At 67.9% G+C, this 18,120-nt stretch carries 14 protein-coding genes; 9 read left to right on the top strand and 5 right to left on the bottom strand.

Going from position 1 to position 18,120, the window contains the following annotated elements; genetic code table 11:
* Positions 1 to 372 precede the first annotated feature (372 nt).
* The 3 genes from ACWCQ1_RS45060 to ACWCQ1_RS45050 form a co-directional block, all read right to left on the bottom strand.
* On the bottom strand, positions 373 to 3,207 hold the full coding sequence (locus ACWCQ1_RS45060; protein WP_451029228.1) for a SpoIIE family protein phosphatase: 2,835 nt from the start codon (positions 3,205 to 3,207) through the stop codon (positions 373 to 375).
* Positions 3,208 to 3,741: 534 nt separating this feature from the next.
* Positions 3,742 to 4,266, bottom strand: coding sequence for a hypothetical protein (locus tag ACWCQ1_RS45055; RefSeq protein ID WP_451029227.1), 525 nt, complete (start codon positions 4,264 to 4,266; stop codon positions 3,742 to 3,744).
* Between the two features lie 141 nt (positions 4,267 to 4,407).
* Positions 4,408 to 5,547, bottom strand: coding sequence for a hypothetical protein (locus ACWCQ1_RS45050; protein ID WP_451029226.1), 1,140 nt, complete (start codon positions 5,545 to 5,547; stop codon positions 4,408 to 4,410).
* Positions 5,548 to 6,472: 925 nt separating this feature from the next.
* On the opposite strand from ACWCQ1_RS45050, the gene ACWCQ1_RS45045 reads away from it, so the two are divergent.
* The 5 genes from ACWCQ1_RS45045 (at position 6,473) to ACWCQ1_RS45025 (ending at position 11,770) form a co-directional block, all read left to right on the top strand.
* Positions 6,473 to 7,726 (top strand): ABC transporter substrate-binding protein, encoded by a 1,254-nt coding sequence (locus ACWCQ1_RS45045; RefSeq protein ID WP_358607521.1) that lies wholly within the window; start codon positions 6,473 to 6,475, stop codon positions 7,724 to 7,726.
* Positions 7,727 to 7,784: 58 nt separating this feature from the next.
* A complete protein-coding gene (locus ACWCQ1_RS45040) occupies positions 7,785 to 8,738 on the top strand; it encodes a carbohydrate ABC transporter permease (protein ID WP_133042300.1) in 954 nt (317 codons plus the stop codon).
* Positions 8,738 to 9,571, top strand: a complete 834-nt coding sequence (locus ACWCQ1_RS45035) for a carbohydrate ABC transporter permease (protein WP_133042299.1) — start codon at positions 8,738 to 8,740, stop codon at positions 9,569 to 9,571. The genes ACWCQ1_RS45040 and ACWCQ1_RS45035 overlap by 1 nt, the downstream gene beginning before the upstream one ends.
* Positions 9,572 to 9,658: 87 nt before the next feature.
* The gene (locus ACWCQ1_RS45030; RefSeq protein WP_133042298.1) at positions 9,659 to 10,846 is read left to right on the top strand and encodes an ABC transporter ATP-binding protein; all 1,188 of its coding nucleotides are present in this window, start codon (positions 9,659 to 9,661) and stop codon (positions 10,844 to 10,846) included.
* Between the two features lie 216 nt (positions 10,847 to 11,062).
* Entirely contained in the window at positions 11,063 to 11,770 is a 708-nt protein-coding gene (locus tag ACWCQ1_RS45025; protein WP_451029240.1) for a 2-phosphosulfolactate phosphatase, read from the top strand.
* Positions 11,771 to 11,855: 85 nt separating this feature from the next.
* Here the strand turns inward: ACWCQ1_RS45025 and ACWCQ1_RS45020 are convergent, their stop codons facing one another.
* On the bottom strand, positions 11,856 to 12,581 hold the full coding sequence (locus ACWCQ1_RS45020) for a class I SAM-dependent methyltransferase (protein ID WP_451029225.1): 726 nt from the start codon (positions 12,579 to 12,581) through the stop codon (positions 11,856 to 11,858).
* A gap of 579 nt (positions 12,582 to 13,160) precedes the next feature.
* Between ACWCQ1_RS45020 and ACWCQ1_RS45015 the strand changes: the two genes are divergently transcribed.
* The gene (locus ACWCQ1_RS45015; RefSeq protein WP_451029224.1) at positions 13,161 to 14,081 is read left to right on the top strand and encodes a U32 family peptidase; all 921 of its coding nucleotides are present in this window, start codon (positions 13,161 to 13,163) and stop codon (positions 14,079 to 14,081) included.
* A gap of 71 nt (positions 14,082 to 14,152) precedes the next feature.
* Positions 14,153 to 15,391, top strand: coding sequence for a substrate-binding domain-containing protein (locus ACWCQ1_RS45010; protein ID WP_451029223.1), 1,239 nt, complete (start codon positions 14,153 to 14,155; stop codon positions 15,389 to 15,391).
* Here the strand turns inward: ACWCQ1_RS45010 and ACWCQ1_RS45005 are convergent.
* Positions 15,307 to 15,819, bottom strand: a complete 513-nt coding sequence (locus ACWCQ1_RS45005; RefSeq protein WP_451029222.1) for a hypothetical protein — start codon at positions 15,817 to 15,819, stop codon at positions 15,307 to 15,309. The genes ACWCQ1_RS45010 and ACWCQ1_RS45005 overlap by 85 nt on opposite strands.
* Before the next feature lie 167 nt (positions 15,820 to 15,986).
* Between ACWCQ1_RS45005 and ACWCQ1_RS45000 the strand changes: the two genes are divergently transcribed.
* Positions 15,987 to 17,039 carry an ABC transporter permease gene (locus ACWCQ1_RS45000; RefSeq protein WP_133042294.1) on the top strand — a complete coding sequence of 351 codons (1,053 nt, stop codon included), beginning with the start codon at positions 15,987 to 15,989 and terminating at the stop codon, positions 17,037 to 17,039.
* Positions 17,036 to 17,809 carry an ATP-binding cassette domain-containing protein gene (locus ACWCQ1_RS44995; RefSeq protein ID WP_133042293.1) on the top strand — a complete coding sequence of 258 codons (774 nt, stop codon included), beginning with the start codon at positions 17,036 to 17,038 and terminating at the stop codon, positions 17,807 to 17,809. The genes ACWCQ1_RS45000 and ACWCQ1_RS44995 overlap by 4 nt, the downstream gene beginning before the upstream one ends.
* Positions 17,810 to 18,120: the final 311 nt, after the last annotated feature.

The following is an 18,120-nucleotide window of genomic DNA, read 5'->3' as shown; positions in this document are numbered from 1 at the left end:
CCGGTATTGAGGCGGCTGCGGGCCTCGGGCCGGAGAGCGAAGATGCGGGCCTGGCTGACGCCCAGGGCGTTGTCCCAACCCTCCGGGGTGTGCGTCGCCAGGGACGACCAGGGTGCGGTTCTTCAGCGTGAGCACCTGGAAAGATACCTTCTCGCCTCCCTCGGCCATCTCCAGACCGGACCGTTCACGCGGCAGCCCAGCACCGAGGACGACACGATCGCCGGTGAGCAGGGTGACTTCGCGAGGTGTCGGTCCCGTTCTCGGAACCGGCTGATGCCGGACCCCTCATGCCTGCCGCGAGGGTCACCGGGGTCGCCGTGGCGACCACGGCCGCGCATCTTCTCCATCGGGGTTGGGTTCCCGGGTCGTTGCTCACCCCGTGGTGTATGCGGGCAGGGGCCCTGGCAGTGGCTGCTCCGTCCAAATGCACTTGCCGTCCGGCGTGTAGCGCACACCCCAGCGCTGGCTGAGCATGGCGACCAGTTGCAGCCCGCGCCCCCCTTCGTCGGTGTCCCGGGCGCGGCGGATGCGGGGAGTGGTGAGGCTTCCGTCGGAGACCTCGCAGATGAGGCTGCGGCTGCGGATCAGGCGCAGTCGCAGGGGACCTCTGGCATGGCGTACGACGTTGCCCACCAGCTCGCTGGCAAGCAGTTCCGTCGTCATCGTCAGCTCGTCCAGCTGCCATTCGGCCAGCCGTCGACGGATGTGGGAGCGGGCCTGCCCGGCCGCGACAGGATCTTCGGGGAGCGTCCAGACCGCCACGTCCTCGTCACCCAGGGCGTGGACCCGACCGACGAGCACGGCCGCGTCGTCGCCGGTCTGCTCGCCCTGAGGCAGCAGGGCGTCGGTGAGCGAGGCGCACATCCGGTCCAGGCGGCGCGCCTCCTCCGTCTGCGCCCGATGGTCCCGCCGGCTGCCCGGTCCGGTCGAGAGAATCGGGGGCGCAGTGGCGCCCGCGATGGTGGCGAGGAGGGTGGTCAGCTGCGCGATGCCCGTGTCGATGTCGCGGCGGGCGGACTCGACGAGCCCGTCGGTGTAGAGCACCAACAGGCTCCCCTCGGGCAACACAAGCTCCGTGGTGTCGAAGGGGGGCGTGGCCGCCCCCAGAGGCGGGTCGGCCACCAGATCGAGGAGACGGACCGTACCGTCGGGACCGACCACGGCCGGCGGCGGGTGCCCCGCGCTGGAGACAGTGCAGCTACCGGTCGCCGGGTCGTACAGGGCGTACAGACAGGTGGCGTAGAACTCGTCCCCGAGATCGCTGACCAGATCGTTGAGGTGCGAGAGCAGCTCGTCGGGTGGGAACTCCAGTCCGGCGAGGGTGTGTACCGCGGTACGCAGCCGTCCCATGGTGGCGGCCTCGGACAGGCCGTGACCCATGACGTCTCCGATCACCAGCGCGACACGGTCGCCGGACAGCGGAATGACGTCGTACCAGTCGCCGCCGAGCGTGCCCTCACTGGCCGGGAGATAACGGGCGGCGGCCGTGACCGCCGGCACCAACGGCAGCGCCCTCGGCAGCAGACCACGCTGCAGTTCCTGTGCGCGGTGATGCTCGGCGTCGTACAGCCTGGCGCGCTCCAGGGTCTGCGCGATGAGTCCGCTCAGCGCGATCAGCAGTCCGCGCTCGGTGTCCGCGAGGCGGCGCGGCCGTTCGAAGGAAATGATGCAACCGCCGACGACGCGCCCGGAGACCGTCAGCGGGAGAAACGCCCAGGCCCGCTTTCCTCCGATGGCAGCGAACGAGGCGAGTCCCGGATAGCGGGCCTCCAGGTCCTGCGGCGAGTCGACGAATCGCGGCACACCGTCGCTGAGCACCTGGTCGAGAGGGTTGTTCCCGGGCCGGTCGGGGAGCTGGGCGATGTAGGAGTGTGGGTAGCCGACCGACTGGAGCGTCCGTCCGCCACCGGGGCCGGAGGCGTGCACGATCAGCCCGGTGGCTCCGACCAGCGGCAGCAACCGCTCGGCCACGGCGTCGATCACGTCCTTCACCGTGAGCGCCTCGGCGAGTGCCCTCGTCAGGTCCCCGATACGGGCGGTTCGCTCGGCGGCCGCCCGCTCCTCGGCGGCGCGTCTGGCCTGCATCTCCCGCTTGTCGGTGACGTCGGTCAGATAGACCGTCAGTCCGTCGGGCACCGGGATGATCCTCAGGTGGTACCAGCGCCCGTCGGTGGGCGACCGTACATCGAGACCGGTGGCCACGCGGTCCGCCATCGCGGTGTGGCACCGTGCTTCGAGGGCGGGCACGGCGACCGCCGGCAGTTCCCACAGCGCGCGGCCGATGAGGTCGTCCGAGGGGCCGAGGAGGTTTTGGGCCCGCTCGTTGACGTACATGATCCGCCCACCGGAGTCGACGGCGAGGAAGCCGTCGCTCATGTGCTGCAGGGCCCGTCCGACCGAGTCCATCGCGGCCCGCGTCTCGGTGGTCTCCCACAGGCGGCCGACCATACGGGCCGGACGGCCGTCGTCCCCGTCCAGGACCTTGCCCCTGGCCTCCACCCATCCGACGGTGCCGTCGGGGCGGAGCACCCGGTGCCTCACCCCGTACTCGCCGTCCTTGCGCAGGGACTGCTCCGCTTTGGTCACCACGGCCGGCAGATCCTCGGGATGGATCAGTCCGCGCCAGGTCTCGATCCGCCCGTCGAAATAGTCAGAGGGTATGCCGAGTACGAGTGGCATCTCGTCGTCCCAGACGATGTCGCCCGTGCGGATGTTCCAGTCCCACGCGCCGATCCGCACGGCTTCCCGAGCCGACCGGAGGGGCGCTGCCGTGTGCGGGTTCGCGGCTCCGGCCGCCAGCAGGTCGGCGATCCACCGTGCGGCCACCTCGAGCAGGGCTCGCTGCGCGGCACCGAGTGGCTCCGGTCGACCGGTCACGACGGACAGCGCACCGAGCGTGCCGCCGTCGCGGCACAGCGCAACGGCCGCCACGCCGGAGTGCGAGGCGGACGCCTGACTGGGAGATGTCGGCAGCCACACCACCGTGCGTGTACGTACCGCCCGAGCGGCCGCCGCCGCAGCATCGGCTTCGACCTGCTCCTCAGCGAGACCGAATCCCTCCGGATTTCCGCAGGTCAGCGCTGGTTGCAGTGGCAGACAACCGCCGGGCCCGTCGAAGAGGTACACCATGCCGACCAGGGCGTCGAGCGAGGCCACCGTCTGCTGCAGGGCTGATCGCAGTGGAGCGGTTTCCGATGCTTCGTGCACTTTCATATCCTCGCACCGGCGGGTTGATGTGGCGGTGTGGTCCTCGGTCTTGCGCGACGGCATCGGGTGGCGCCCGGCGGCTGCTCGGCGGGGAGGAGCGCGTTGGCCACGGTCGGAGACGTTGCCGATAGGCCGGTGCCCGGGCCGAGACGGGCGCGACTGGGACCGGCACGCGGCTGCCGGGACGGCCCGCGGACGGACACCGGCGGCCCGAGGACGGACAGAAGCCCAAGTCCTCCCTTCGGCAACCATCCCGTCCGGCTCGACGACTCCCGCGTCCTCGGCCACAGAGCACAACCTGCTCATGGCCATACGTGTGGCGCAACCTCACCCACCTCACGGTGGAGACCGTCAAGGCCGCGTGTCCTGCCGTGTGAGAACGCCTCCGGTGGCGCCGCCTACTCGCGCGGCGCCACCGCCTACGTCGCGGTCGACGGTGCCGGGAGGAGCGTATCCCCGCGGCCCGACGCCGCTGCCGTCTGGTCCCGTGGGCTCCGTAGGTTGCCTGGTTCGGGTTGGGCCGGTGTGGGTTGGTCAGAGGTCGCCGTAGTCCTGCCAGCCGCACGCACCGCAGATGACGAGGCGCAGGGCACGGTCGTCGTGGTGGTCGACGGTGACGTAGGGGCGCAGCCGGTCACTGCCGACACCGCACTGCGGGCACGTCTCGTACTGGCCCAGGGAGCCGAAGTCGCTGATGACCAGAGGGTGTTCGGGTTCGGTTCCCTGGTCGCCGGAGGGCGTGTCGATCAGGGCGAGGCGCACGATCGCGGCCGCTGCCGCGTCCGTCACGCCGACGGCCAGGCGTACCTGGGGCAGTCGGTTCAGCGGGGGCGGCAGGGGGCAGTCGTCGAGGCGGACGGGTATGACGCGTTCGCTGTCCGCCTGGGCGGCGACCCAGGCGGCCTTGGCGGCGTATGACCACAGCAGGACGACGGCGTCGGTCCCGGCCGCGTCGGCGTGGGCATCGGGCACGACATCGGCGCCGGCCCGCCCGAGTGCGGAGGCGAGGGACGCTGCCTGCCGCTCGTCCTTGGGCTGGTACGAAAGGTGAGTACGCACGATCTCATAATGCGACAGGGCGGTACGCCGTTGTGCAGCGACAGGTTGGTGCGTTATGAGGCTGCAGTTGCGCTCACTGCGAGCGAACCGCTCCTGCGAGCCGTGCGGGGCGTGAGCCCTCGGGGGTGCGTGCCGAAGGCCTTATCGCCGGGCCGCCCGGCGGCGTGCGAGCAGTACCGTGCCCGCACCGGCGGCTACGACCGCGGCCGCAGTGCCCGCGAGGGGCAGCGCAGGAGCGGAACCGGTGGCGGCGAGGTCACCGCCGGTGGTGGAGGCGCTCCCCGAAGAGCCGGTGGCCGAGGAGCTGACGGTGGTCCCGGATCCCCCTGTCGTCCCGCTGCCGCCGCTGGAAGGCGAACCGCCCGCCGACCCGCTGCCCAGGACGTCGAGCGGGATGTCGGCTTTGTCGTTTGCCTTGTTCACGTCGTACGGGCGGGATTCGGCAGTGAGGGCCACCGAGCCCTTGGCCCCCACGACCGCCTTGTCGATCTTCAGTCTGAAGGAGTAGGTGTTCACCTGGTCCTCCTCCACCCAGCCCTGCGCGATGTAGCAGTCGTAGGTCCCGGCTGCCGGCTTGTTGCAGTTGGGTGCCTTGACCGCGGTCGTACCCGAGGGAAGCTTGATCAGGACTCGTGTCGGCACCGGAGGGCCGGGTTCCACCAGCACCCAGGCGGGGCCGGCGTTGATGAACTTCACCTGCAGGTCGATCATGTCTCCGACCCGGCCCTTCAGCCGGGCTCCCGACACCTGGAAGTCGGCCGTGTTCGCCGTGTTCACCCGCACCCGGGCCTCGGCATAGCCCCCCGAGCCACTGCCAGGGAGAACGGAGCCGGACCGCTCCACCAGCTTCGCCGCGGGAGCGGTTCCGCGCACGGGCCCGCGGGCGCCTTCGTCGGGGCCGAAGTCATAGTCCCCGACGGCGACATCGAGATCGTCGTACAGTGCCCGGTCGAGAGCCTTGAGGTTCAGCTTCTCGGGCGCGTAGACGACACCCGGCTCTACGGCCTGGTCGAACTCGCACATCATCTGCGATCTGGCCGGCAGCTCGTCGTAGGGGTGGATGTCCCACCGCACGCAGTTCGAGGGCACGTCGGCGTAATCCAACCCCTTGGTGACGGTGTACCGCAGCCAGACCTTCTCCAGCGTCTTGGTGCCCTTGTTGCCGAAGGTGACCGGCGCCTCGAAGGTGCTCCCCGGCTGAACTCCGCTGACCGGTGAGCTGGTCCCCAGCACCAGCTCGGTCCCGGAGCCATCGGCCACGGCGCAGGGAGCGGTGCTCAACGTGATCAGGGCGCCGACGCCGATGGTTCCGACGGTCCTGCGGAGTGTACGAAAGCTGTGATCGGAGCGGAGCATGCAATAACCCCTGGGAGAAGTGACGAAGATGGGCGGTGAGCCGGGAAAGAAAAGTTCCCTGCATCAGACACACGCCGACGTCAAACAGTTGTACCGGCGTCCGTCGAATCGGGCGCAGGGGCGCCCAGTGGTGAGCGTGATTTCCGCGGGCCTGCGGGCGACCCTCCTCTCCGCCGCAGCGGTGCAGTGTGCTTTCCGGCCACAGGGGCTCCGCAGTGAGTGGTGAGGCGCTCGGACGGGACTTGCTCCGCGGCGGTGTGCTGGAAGGAGCACGAGACAGATACGCCGACGGGCCGGGTTCACCCTGCACCGCCACCGCATCGTCTGGTTCGTCCTGCAGGTGCTGCCGGGCCCCTTTCCCTGCTGCAGGGCCCGGGTGGGCATGCTGTCCTGGGCGTGGCGGCGGAAGCCGGTCTCCTACGTCGTGATGCAGTCGCGGCCCCCGGTGGGGTCGGCATCAGCTGCTCGGTAATCGCCGGCGAGTGCGGGATCAAGGCGCACCACGTTCCCGGTGGTCCGTTCGCCGTGGCGTAGCGCCGCACCGCCGGGTCTTGTCGGGCCTCGGCCGGGTCACGTGGCGAAGTGGTGGTTTTCGCCAGGTGGGTCTTTGCGGTGAGCGGGGCTCAGGTCGTAGCGCGGGTCGTGAGTTTTGAAGCGGTAATGAACGATGTCCGCCATTTGCACGCATATGTACTTGTTGTTGCTCTATGTAGTGTCTAGCGTTCGTGGTGTAGAGAACGGCTGCGGGATCCGACTCTCGTAATCACCGACCCGGAAGCGAGGTGTGGAGCGCGTGGACGCGAGGCCCGGCTTTCGGCCCCTTCCGGTCTGGAGGCGCCCCAAGGGGAGGATGCGACGGCTGCGTGCGCTTGCCGTGCTGCCTCTGTTGGCGTCGGCACTCGCCGCGTGCGGCAGCGGGGAGGGGTCCGGCCGACCCACTTTGAACTGGTACAACTTCCCCGACGACTCCGGCGCGCTGCAGAAGGCGGCCGATCGGTGCAGCCAGGCGTCCCATGGCCGCTACAAGATCAGCTACAACAAGCTCCCACGTGCCGCCGACGGCCAGCGCCAGCAACTCGTCCGCAGGCTTGCGGCCCACGACAACTCGCTCGACATCCTGGGACTGGACGTCACCTGGGCGGCGGAGTTCGCCGAGGCGGGCTGGATCCGCGAGTGGACCGGCGCGGCGAAGCAGCATGCCATCGAGGGCACCCTGCGCGTACCGCTGCAGACCTCGACCTGGAAGAACAAGCTGTACGCCGTCCCGTACAACACCAACACCCAGCTCCTGTGGTACCGCAAGGACCTGGTGCCCACCCCGCCCAAGACCTGGGCAGAGATGCTGGACATGGCCCGTAATCTCTCCCGGCAGGGCAAGCCCCACTATGTGGAGATCCAGGGTGCTCAGTACGAGGGCCTGACCGTCTGGTTCAACACCCTGATCAACAGCGCGGGCGGCTCCATCCTCAACGCGACAGCGACAAAGCCCTCCCTCGGTGCGCCCGCCGTGCGGGCCGCCACGATCATGCGTGACCTGGCGCACTCCGTGGCGGCGGACCCCTCCCTGTCCAACCAGATGGAAGACCAGAACCGTCTCGCCATGGAGGCCGGGGATGCAGCGTTCGAAATCAACTATCCGTTCGTCTATCCGTCGATGAAGGCGAACAATCCGGCACTGTTCAAGAACTTCCGCTGGGCGCCGTATCCGAGGGTCGATGCGAACCGCCCAGCACGGCCGACCATCGGCGGCATCGACCTGGCCGTGAGCGCCTACTCGCGCCACCCGCAACTGGCCTTCGAGGCAGCCCTGTGTCTGCGCAACAGGGAGAACCAGCTCACCGCCGCGCTCCTGGGCGGCCTGCCGCCCACCCTGCGTGGCCTGTACGACGAGCGGCCGTTCGTCAAGGCGTATCCCTTCGCCAAGGAGGTGCTGGCCTCCCTGGAGTTGGCGAGCGTGCGCCCGCTCACCCCCGCCTACCAGAACGTGTCGATCGCCGTGTCCCACACCCTGTCCCCGCCCTCCGGGATCAAGCCCGTAAGTTCGGTCGCCACCATCAGGGGCGAGATCGACGATGCTCTGCAATCCAAGGGAGTGATCCCATGAACCACTACCCCCTCGGCCGGCGCTCCCGAGTGCTGGTCCCATCCTCAGGCGGCCCCCGATGAGCATGCAGGCGGAACCGGCCGGAGCCCCGCCGCCTCCTGAGGCGAAGCAGGCCAGGCAGGACCGGGCGGCGCTCTCGGCCGGCGCCAGGCAGGAGCGGAGGCTCGGCTGGCTGCTCTGCTCGCCGGCCGTGGTCGTCATGCTCGCCGTGACCGCGTACCCGATCGGATACGCCGTCTACCTGTCCCTGCAGCGCTACGACCTGCGCTTCCCGGGACAGGCGAAGTTCGTGGGCCTGAGCAACTACGGTGCGGTCCTGTCCTCCACGTTCTGGTGGGAGGCCTTCTGGGTGACGCTGTTCATCACCGGCGTGTCCGTGGCCATCGAACTGGTCCTCGGCATGGGCCTCGCTCTGGTGATGCACCGCACGATCTTCGGTCGCGGATCCGTACGCACCGCCGTCCTGATCCCCTACGGCATCGTCACCGTCGTCGCCGCCTTCTCCTGGCAGTACGCCTGGACCCCGCAACTCGGTTACCTCGCGGAGCTGCTGCCCAGCGGATCGGCCCCGCTGACCCATCAGTGGTCCGCCCTGTGGCTGATCGTGCTCGCCGAGGTGTGGAAGACCACCCCGTTCATGGCCCTCCTGCTGCTCGCGGGGCTCGCGCTGGTCCCCGAGGAAACGCTGAAGGCGGCCATGGTGGACGGCGCCACCGCCCGGCAGCGGTTCTTCAAGGTCGTGCTGCCACTGATGAAACCGGCCATCCTGGTGGCGCTGCTCTTCCGCACGCTGGACGCGTTCCGGATCTTCGACAACATCTACATCCTGACCTCGGGCGCCCACGAGACAGGCTCCGTGTCCATCCTCGGTTACGACAATCTGTTCACCGCGCTGAACCTGGGCATCGGTTCGACGATCTCGGTCCTGATCTTCATCTCCGTCGGGATCATCGCCTTCGCCTTTGTCAAGCTCTTCGGTGCGGCCGCACCTGGCGCGGAGGTGAAGCGCTGATGGCCGCCGTGGGAAAGACGCACGCCACCCGCTGGGGTGTCATCAACGTGGTGGTGGTGCTGTACGCCCTGTTCCCGGTGTGGTGGATCGCCGCGCTGTCGTTCAAGAAGCCCAGCACCCTCACCGACGGCAACTACATTCCCAGGGAATGGACCTGGGAGAACTACCGGGGCATCTTCAAGACCTCCGAATTCACCCGCGCACTGATCAACTCGATCGGTATCGCCCTGATCTCGACGGTCATCGCGGTGGTGTTGGGCACCATGGCCGCCTACGCGGTGGCAAGGCTCCGGTTCCCGGGCAAGCGGGTCCTCATCGGCATGTCGCTGCTCATCGCCATGTTCCCCCCGATCTCCCTGGTGTCCCCGCTGTTCAACATCGAGCGCATCGTGGGGATCTTCGACACCTGGGTGGGGCTGATCATCCCGTACATGACCTTCTCCTTGCCGCTGGCGATCTACACCCTGTCGGCGTTCTTCCGGGAGATCCCGTGGGACCTGGAGAAGGCCGCCAAGGTGGACGGGGCCACGCCAGCGCAGGCCTTCCGGCTGGTCATCGCGCCGCTGGCCGCCCCGGGCGTGTTCACCACAGCCATCCTCGTCTTCATCTTCTGCTGGAACGACTTCCTGTTCGCCATCTCGCTGACCTCCACCCGGGCCGCGCGCACGGTGCCCGCCGCCATCGCGTTCTTCACCGGAAGCTCGCAGTTCCAGCAGCCCACCGGGTCGATCGCCGCCGCCGCCGTCGTGATCACCGTTCCGATCATCATCTTCGTTCTGTTCTTCCAACGGCGGATCGTCGCCGGACTGACCTCCGGCGCGGTCAAGGGGTGACCGGGCCGACCACACAGGCAGGCCACCGCTAGGGCACACCGACCGCGGCACCCGGACCGCAAGGCATGAAGGCAAGGAGGCACCAGCATGGCCGAGATCACCCTCGAGGGAGTCACCAAGCGTTTTCCCGACGGATCCCTTGCCGTGAAGGGCGTGGATCTCGACATCGCCGACGGCGAGTTCGTGATCCTGGTCGGACCTTCCGGTTGCGGCAAGTCCACCACCCTGAACATGATCGCCGGACTCGAGGACATCACCGAAGGCACCCTGCGCATCGGTGACCAGGTCGTCAACCAACTCGCTCCCAAGGAGCGCGACGTTGCCATGGTGTTCCAGAGCTACGCCCTGTACCCGCACATGAGCGTGCGGGAGAACATGGGCTTCCCGCTGAGGTTGGCCAAGGTGGACAAGGCCACCATCAACTCCAAGGTGGAGGAGGCGGCCCGGATTCTCGACCTCACCGAGCACCTGGACCGCAAACCCGCGAATCTCTCCGGTGGCCAGCGTCAGCGGGTGGCCATGGGCCGGGCGATCGTCCGCGATCCCAAGGCGTTCTTGATGGACGAGCCACTGTCCAACCTGGACGCGAAACTCCGGGTGCAGATGCGCACCCAGATCTCCCGCCTGCAACGGCGCCTGGGCACCACGACCGTGTACGTCACCCACGACCAGACCGAGGCGATGACCCTCGGCGACCGGGTTGTCGTGATGCGGCAGGGCGTGGTCCAGCAGATCGGCACGCCCGCCCAGCTCTACGACCTGCCGCGCAATCTCTTCGTCGCGGGCTTCATCGGCTCGCCGGCGATGAACTTCCTGAACGCCACCCTGGAGGGCGGTGTGCTGCGCTCGCCCTTGGGCGACCTGCCCCTCGAGGACCGTACGAGGCAGGCACTGGAACGGCAGAACGCACCCCGCGAGGTCATCGTCGGCCTACGGCCCGAGGCCTTCGAGGACGCAGCGCTGTCGGCTCGACCAAGCCAGGGCGGCCCTGTTTTCACCGCCAACGTGGACGTACTGGAGTCGCTGGGCTCCGACGCATACGTGTACTTCACCGCAGAGGGCGGGTCCGCGACGACCGCGGAACTGGAGGAACTGGCGGCCGACTCCGGTCTGCGCGACACCGGCTCGGAGGTCCAGCAGATCGTGGCACGCCTGGACGCCGCCACGCGCGCCCGCGAGGGCGCACCGGTGGAGCTGCTCGTCGACATGACCAAGGCGCACGTATTCGACCCGGCGACCGGAGCGAACCTCACCCATCCCGAGCGCCAATCCTGACGATGCCGCAGGGCCGGACGGAGACAACACGGGACCAGGTCGTGCCTCCGCCCAGAACCGACAGCGGTCCTTTACTCCGTGGCACGGAGGGAGCGAAACCGACCTGGCACTCGCAAGCTGGCGGAAGCGGCGGTCGTCGCGGACGGCCAGTTCCTCGGACAGGACGAGGGGCAACTGCTCGGCGTCCAGCGATGTGGCGTCGAAGAGAATGACGAGATGGACCATCGTTTCGTCGGTATTCCGCAGATGGCTGGCGTGCCGCGTGTTGCGGTCGTCATCGACGTGATGCGGGCCTTCACTGTGGCTGCCTGGGTGTTCTCGCGTGGTGCAGAGAAGATTGTTCTGGCCTCGTCCGATGCTGAGGCACTGGCGTTGAAGGAGCGTCGTTCGGGTTGGCTGGCTCTGAAGGACGGTGCCCCGGCGTCGGGCTTCGACGCGGTGAACTCGCCCGGTGTGATCAGGGCGCTCGATCTGGCCGGTCGCACGGTGGTGCAGAAGACGACGGCGGGAACCGTCGGTGCGCTGGCTGTCGCGAGCGCGCCGCTCGTCCTGTGCGCGAGTTTCGTCGTGGCCGGCGCGACTGCGCGGTTCCTCAAGACCGATGGTTCCGGGCCGGTGACGTTCGTTGTCACGGGCGACGACGGCCAGGCGGCTGAGGACCTGGCCTGCGCGGAATACATCGGTGAGCATCTCGCCGGAGGTGATGCCGAGGTGGGCCCGTATCTCCACCGTGCGAGGAGTTCCCGGGCAGCCGCCAACCTTGCTGACGGGGTGAGACACGGATACAAGGGTGTTCATCCCGACGACGTCGACCTGTGCCTGGAGGTGGACAGGTTCACCTTCGCGATGGTCGCTCGTCAGGAAGGCACTCTGACCGTGTTGCGTCCCGTCGCGGCGCCTGACGAATCCGCCGAGGCTCGCTGACAAGCTAAGTCCCGCACGGTGGCGCCGTCGACTGACGGGCTGGTGTCCTGCGTCCTCACAGTTGAGTCGCATGGGTCACCGAAGGTCACTGGCGTCGCGCCAGGAAGACGAACTCCCTTCCTGGGCGGTCGGGCGCATCGCGAATGCCCTCCACCACGTATCCGTGTGCGTCCAAGTCCTCCTCGACTTCGTCCCGTTCTCGAAAGCGCAGCGTCGAATCCGATGTCAGCACCTGTCCGTCCGCTGCAAACCGGTAGGTCCAACGGAACGTCACCAAAGGCATGCTCACCGCGATGAGTTCAACCCAGCTCGCGACGGAGCCGACGCCTGGAATCTCGGTCACGCGGTAGGACTTCTCTCGGGTCCACTCCTCCCAGGCCCGTCTGGACGGATCGCGCGTCTCGAAGATCAGACGCCCGCCAGGCCGCAGTGCTCCATGGGTTCCTCGTAGGGTCTCCTGCCACGTCTGCGGGTCGGCGATGGCTTGAGCGACGTTCGCTGTCATCGTCGCAATGTCAACCTGCAGCGGTGGAAGGGTTGTCGCATCGCCGCTGATCCATCGCACTCGTCCACTTCCCGGTTTGGTCCGGGCGACGTCGATGGATGCCTGAGCGGGATCCACACCCACGACCTCGATTCCGCGGTCGGCCAGGAGGAGGGCGAACACCCCGGTGCCGCAACCGATGTCCAGTACTCGTTGAGCCTCGAACTCGTCTGCCATCTGCAGATATGCAGTGAGGTCGCTGCGGTCGGGGTCGAGCGGATCGTAGATCGCGGCGAGTCGTGGATGCGCGAAGCAGTCGTCAGCCATGCGGCCGAACGTATGCAGACCTGGTCCGAACAGCTACTCAGTTTCGCGCGGTCCCGGGTCCGGCGCGCCCGGCATGCGCTACACCTGGGTGCGGGCGGAGGTCCGTGTCGAGAGTGGCACCGGAGGACTGGAACGGCGCATTGGACCCGCGGCACGCGCTGCGACTGGAGATCGCGGACGGGAGAGTACAGGCCACCGCGCCGGCCGGTTCCCTGCACTCGCTCCTGGCCCTTCGCCGAACTCGGCTGTACGGACGGGCGGTACTTCTTGACGGAGGTCGAGGTCGGCAGGACCGGACGGCTCATCGGCGTGTTCTGCGAGGGCGACGGGATGTCGGTGCGGTCGCTCACGTGCGAGAGCTGCGACGACGCGGACGAGTTGGCGCTGGCACCGAGTCGCTGCCTCCTGCGACTGCTGGCTCGGCGCCCTGACGGAGCAAGCGGGGTGCGACATGTGACATCCCGGATGCCCGTTCCAAAGGTGCCTTCGCGGACCGTTGACGGCTCGTCGTCGGCTGCCTACCGTCCAAGCGCAGCGATGCCGAACAAAGTTCGGAATATCGATCGAAGGAAGGTCCGGATGGATGGCATGGAAAGGTCACGGCGGTCGCTGTCCGCACTCGGTCTGCCGGAGCGGGACCTCGGGGAACTGCCCGACTCGGACAAGCGATTCCCGGACGGCGCGCAGTACCGGGTGGAGATCCCGTCGGTCGAAGGCCCAGGGCCGTTCCAGGCGGTCATGGATGAGGCCGAGCGGCGCGGGATCCGGATACATCGCATCAGCCAGGGCAGTGGCATGATGCTCCTCGCCGACCCGGAGATCGAGCAGATGGTGGCTCTCGGCCGCGAACGCGAGGTGGAGGTCTGCCTCTTCGTTGGACCACGCGGCGGCTGGGACATCGGCATCCAGGCCACGTCCGCCGCGGGTGGCGGTGCAGCCGCGGTGCTGCGCGGCGCCGACCAGCTCGCGTACGGGGTCGAGGACGTCATCCGGGGCTGCGACCTCGGCGTGCGCAGCGTCCTGGTGGCAGACATCGGCCAGCTGTGGGTGCTCGGCCGCATGCGGCAGTCCGGCGACCTGCCGCCGGACCTGGGGATCAAGGCGTCGATATCGATGCCGACGGCCAATCCTGCGGCGGCACGGGTGCTCGAGGACCTCGGGGTCACCACGATCAACCTGCCGATCGATCTCACTCTTGCCCAGATAGCGGCGATCCGGGCGGCAGTCGACGCGCCTCTGGACGTCTATGTGGAGGGCGCCGACGACTTCGGCGGCGTGGTCCGCTATTACGAGATCCCGGCCCTCGTGCGCGTGGCGGCTCCTGTCCACCTCAAGTTCACGGTACGGAACGCGCCGTCCCTGTATCCCTCCGGAGCGCACCTTGCCGACCTGGCCGTGGCGACCGCACGCGAGCGCGTACGGCGGGCGGCGCTCGGGTTGTCCGTGCTCCGCCGGTACTATCCGGAGGCCGAAGCCAGTCCCGGACCGCTGACGACGTAGGTCCGGCGCAAGCGTGGCGGGATGGACGATCCAGGCACAAATATTGACGAAACCGTAGTCTTCTCAAGGCCTTGACGACCTATCAGGCCAGTTCTACGTTCAGCCCCACCAAATGTGCCGAACGTCGTTCGAAATACCGGGCATCATGGGCCGAACACGCCGGAGTGATCATGAAGAAGATCGATCCGCAGGTGGAAAGGGCCGTCGACACGCTCAGCCTGAACGGGCTGACCAGGCGGCGACTGCTGAGCGGCACGGGAATGGTCAGCGCCTCGGCCGCCGCGGCGGCCTTGCTGTCCGCCTGCTCGGCCAGCAACAAGAGCGACGACAACAAGACGGGCGACGGCGTCGGCGACTTCCCGAAGACACCGAAGTGGAAGTTCGTGTTCGTCAACCACGTCACGACCAACCCGTTCTTCACCCCGACGCAGTACGGCGCAGCCGACGCCTGCGCGCTCCTGGACGCCTCGTTCCAGTGGACCGGCTCGAAGGACTCGAGCGTGCCTGAAATGGTCAGCGCCATGACCTCGGCCATCTCCGCGAAGGCCGACGGCATCGGGGTGGCGGTCGTCGACAAGAACGCCTTCTCGTCACCCGTCGACAAAGCCCTCAGCGCCGGCATCCCCACCATCTCGTACAACGCGGACGGGGCCAAAGGGGATCCGGGGACGAGCCGGCTCTGCTACGTCGGGCAGGACCTTTACCAGTCAGGGGTCGAACTGGGCCGCCGCATCGCCTCGCTGATGCCCTCCGGCGGGGACGCGGTCGGGTTCATCGCCACGCCGGGAGCGCTCAACATCCAGCCGCGCATCGATGGGGCCACCGATGCGATCAAGGCATCCGGCAAGTCGATCAACTTCAAGTCGGTCGCCAGTGGCGCGGAACTTCCTCAGGAGTTGTCGACCATCGATGCGTATGTCAGCGGACACAAGGACCTGAAGGGCTTGTTCGCGGTCGACGCGGGCTCCACGGAGAGCATCGGCAAGGTCATGAAAAAGTACGGCCTCAAGAAGAAGGGTGTGGTCGCGGGTGGCTTCGACCTGAATCCGAACACCCTCACCGCGATCAAAGCGGGCGACCTTGATTTCACCATCGACCAACAACCCTATCTGCAGGGCTTCCTGAGCGTGCTCTACCTGTGGCTGTACAAACTGTCCGGCGGACTGGTGATCCCGAGTGTCACCGACACCGGCCTGCTCTTCGTGACCAAGGACAATGTCGACCCCTATCTGGAGACCAGGACCCGGTTCGAGGGCTCCAGCACGAAACAGCAGTGGGTCAAGCGCTCCGGCCCCATAGCACACGCATGAGTTTCCTGAGTCGACCGCTGTGCCGCGAGGGGCGTCTCGGTGACCGGTTTGACCTTGTTGTTCGCCTGGTGGACGGCGGGGGTGTGGCAGGCGCCGTCGCGCCAGCAGGACCACATCACGCGGAGCCAGGCGCGGGCAAGGATCCGGACGGCTTGCGCGTGGCGCTTCTTGCGTGCCTGGGCAGCGGTGCAGATCTTCGCGGCCCAGTCAGCGCCGTGTCGGCTGTTGTCGGCGAACGCCGTGATCGCCACGCGGGCGGGCCGGCTGGTCGCGTAGCGGAAAATCACCGCGTGGGTCGGCACCACCGGGTGACTGGCAGCCAACAGCCGGTCCACGACCAGGCCGCGGATGGTCGCGATGTCCACCGGCAGGCCGGCCGGGTCGCCGTACCGGCCCAGCCGGGCCGGCGTCACGTCGATGCCCTGCATCGGCCCTCTGCGGGGCGGGTCCCCGGAGCCGAACAGACGGCCTCGGCCCGGCGGGGCCGACATAACTCATGCCGGCCATCGCGTAGAACGCGAGCGCGGCCGCACACTCGCCGGGACCGAGAGGTCACAACCCCACCCGTGAGGGCTGCAGAAGGGATGGTCCTCCAATGAGCGAGCGAGCCGTGCAGGACACGACCGGAGGGAAGACCATCACGGCCGGCACCCCGCCGGTGCGGCGGCACGGTCCGCTGCGCCTGGCCTTCGAGGCGTTCGTCATCCGCCGCGAGGCCACCATCTTCATCGTCGCGGTGGGCCTGCTGCTGTACTTCTGGTCCAACAACTCCGACTTCCTGGCCCGCAACAACCTGGTCAACCTCTCCCAGCAGACGGCACCGTACGCGATCATCGCGGCGGGCATGGTGCTGCTGCTGGTCAGCGGGGAGATCGATCTGTCGGTGGGCGCCGTCTTCGCACTGTCGCCGTTCCTGATGCACTACATGATCGACTACTACGGCACGTACCCCATCATCGCGATCATCGGCTCGATACTGGCCGGCGCTGTCATCGGACTCGTCAACGGCTTCGTGGTGGTCGTGCTCAAGGTACCGTCGTTCGTCGCCACGCTCGGCATGCTCTTCCTCATCCTCGGCATCATGCTGACCACGTCGCACGCCTACCCGGCACAGATCCCCGAGGCAGCACACGGGGTGCGCGGCTGGTTCGGGCAGTCGGACTGGTCGGAACTGATCTGGTGCCTGATCATCGTCGCGTACTTCCACGTGGTACTCACCCGCTCGCGCTGGGGCCTGCACACGATCGCCACCGGCGGCAACCCGCTGGGCGCGAGCGAGGCCGGGATCAAAACCGGTCGCATCAAGTTCGGCAACTTCATGGCCACCAGCGCACTTGGGGCCTTCGCCGGCCTCCTCGAGGCCTTCCGCGTCGACTCGATCGACCCGACCGCTGCGGGTGCGGATGGCGCGTCCCCGATGTTCACCGCCGTCTCCGCCGCGGTCATCGGCGGTACGGCGCTGGCCGGCGGCTCGGGGACGGTCGTCGGCGCGCTGCTCGGCGCGCTCGTCCTCGCGGAGTTGCGCAACGGGTTCAACCTCATCGGTATCAACGCCAACCCGTTCAACATCATCCTCGGTGCGGCGATCATCCTCTCCATGGTGCTCAACGTGCACCTGGCCAGACTGCGAAGGGCAGGCCGCCGATGAGCGGGTCGACCGGGCCGACACCGACACCCGCGCTCTCCGTGGAGCATATTGCCAAGGGCTTCGGCGCGGTCACCGCGCTGCGGGACGTGAACCTGCGCCTGAACAAGGGCGAGGTACTCGCCCTCGTCGGTGACAACGGGGCTGGAAAGTCAACCCTGTTGAAGATCCTCTGCGGCTTCCACCGGCCCGACGCGGGCCGCATCCTCCTCAACGGCGAGGAGGTGACGCTCAAGTCGGTCGACCATGCCCGCTCGCTCGGCATCGACGCGGTGTACCAGGACCTGGCGCTGGTCAACGAGCTGACGGTCTACCACAACATGTTCCTGAACCGGGAGATGATCCGCCCCACTCGGCTGCTGCACAATCGCGCGATGCGTAAAATCGCCCAGGAGCACCTGGACGAGATGGGAGTCAACATTCCATCGGTCGACGTCGAGGTCGCCAAGCTCTCCGGCGGCCAGCGCCAGGCCATCGCCGTGGCCCGCTCGGTCTATTCCGAGGCCAGGGTCCTCCTTCTCGACGAGCCCCTGGCCGCGATGGGCGCCAAGGAAGGCGCCCTCATCCTCGACCTGGTCAACGACCTCAAGGCCCGCGGCGAGGTCTCCGTCATCATCATCGCTCACAACTACGCCCAGGTCTTCGAGGTCTGCGACCGGGTCAACCTGCTCCAGCACGGCGAGATCACCTTCGACAAGCGCACGTCGGAGACATCGGTGGCCGAGCTCACCGACCTGGTGGTTGAGGAGTACCGGAGGTCGCGAAGCACATAGGCGTCTTTCTGCGCGAGCGCGGCCTCGATGGCGGCGCGGCTTGCGTAACCGCGCCGCCCTCCCTCTTCTTCGGAGGGAATCCCCGCCTTGCGCCCGGACCACGGGCTGCGGCCGTGCCCGCCTCTTCCCGCCCTGACGGCCACCCAGCGGATGTTGCGTCAGGTACCTGCGAGGCCGCCGACCGTCTGTGGGGGAGGGGCGGTGGCCCATGGGACTCGTTAGTCCACGTACCACTTGCCGCACAGGGTGGTGCCGTCGATTTCGGCGCAGGCGCGTGCGGCGTAGTCGGCGTTGAAGACGGACTGGGTGCG

This window comes from Streptomyces sp. NPDC002144 (assembly GCF_053593695.1).
Note: the sequence above shows the minus strand (reverse complement) of the source record. Positions and strands in the feature narration are given on the sequence as shown.

Bases quoted from the DNA above. Each gene is read 5' to 3' on its own strand.
- ACWCQ1_RS45045 (WP_358607521.1), top strand. From the start codon at position 6,473: ATGCGACGGCTGCGTGCGCTTGCCGTGCTGCCTCTGTTGGCGTCGGCA.
- ACWCQ1_RS45040 (WP_133042300.1), top strand. From the start codon at position 7,785: ATGAGCATGCAGGCGGAACCGGCCGGAGCCCCGCCGCCTCCTGAGGCG.
- ACWCQ1_RS45035 (WP_133042299.1), top strand. From the start codon at position 8,738: ATGGCCGCCGTGGGAAAGACGCACGCCACCCGCTGGGGTGTCATCAAC.
- ACWCQ1_RS45030 (WP_133042298.1), top strand. From the start codon at position 9,659: ATGGCCGAGATCACCCTCGAGGGAGTCACCAAGCGTTTTCCCGACGGA.
- ACWCQ1_RS45025 (WP_451029240.1), top strand. From the start codon at position 11,063: ATGGACCATCGTTTCGTCGGTATTCCGCAGATGGCTGGCGTGCCGCGT.
- ACWCQ1_RS45020 (WP_451029225.1), bottom strand. From the start codon at position 12,581: ATGGCTGACGACTGCTTCGCGCATCCACGACTCGCCGCGATCTACGAT.
- ACWCQ1_RS45015 (WP_451029224.1), top strand. From the start codon at position 13,161: ATGGATGGCATGGAAAGGTCACGGCGGTCGCTGTCCGCACTCGGTCTG.
- ACWCQ1_RS45005 (WP_451029222.1), bottom strand. From the start codon at position 15,819: ATGCAGGGCATCGACGTGACGCCGGCCCGGCTGGGCCGGTACGGCGAC.
- ACWCQ1_RS45000 (WP_133042294.1), top strand. From the start codon at position 15,987: ATGAGCGAGCGAGCCGTGCAGGACACGACCGGAGGGAAGACCATCACG.
- ACWCQ1_RS44995 (WP_133042293.1), top strand. From the start codon at position 17,036: ATGAGCGGGTCGACCGGGCCGACACCGACACCCGCGCTCTCCGTGGAG.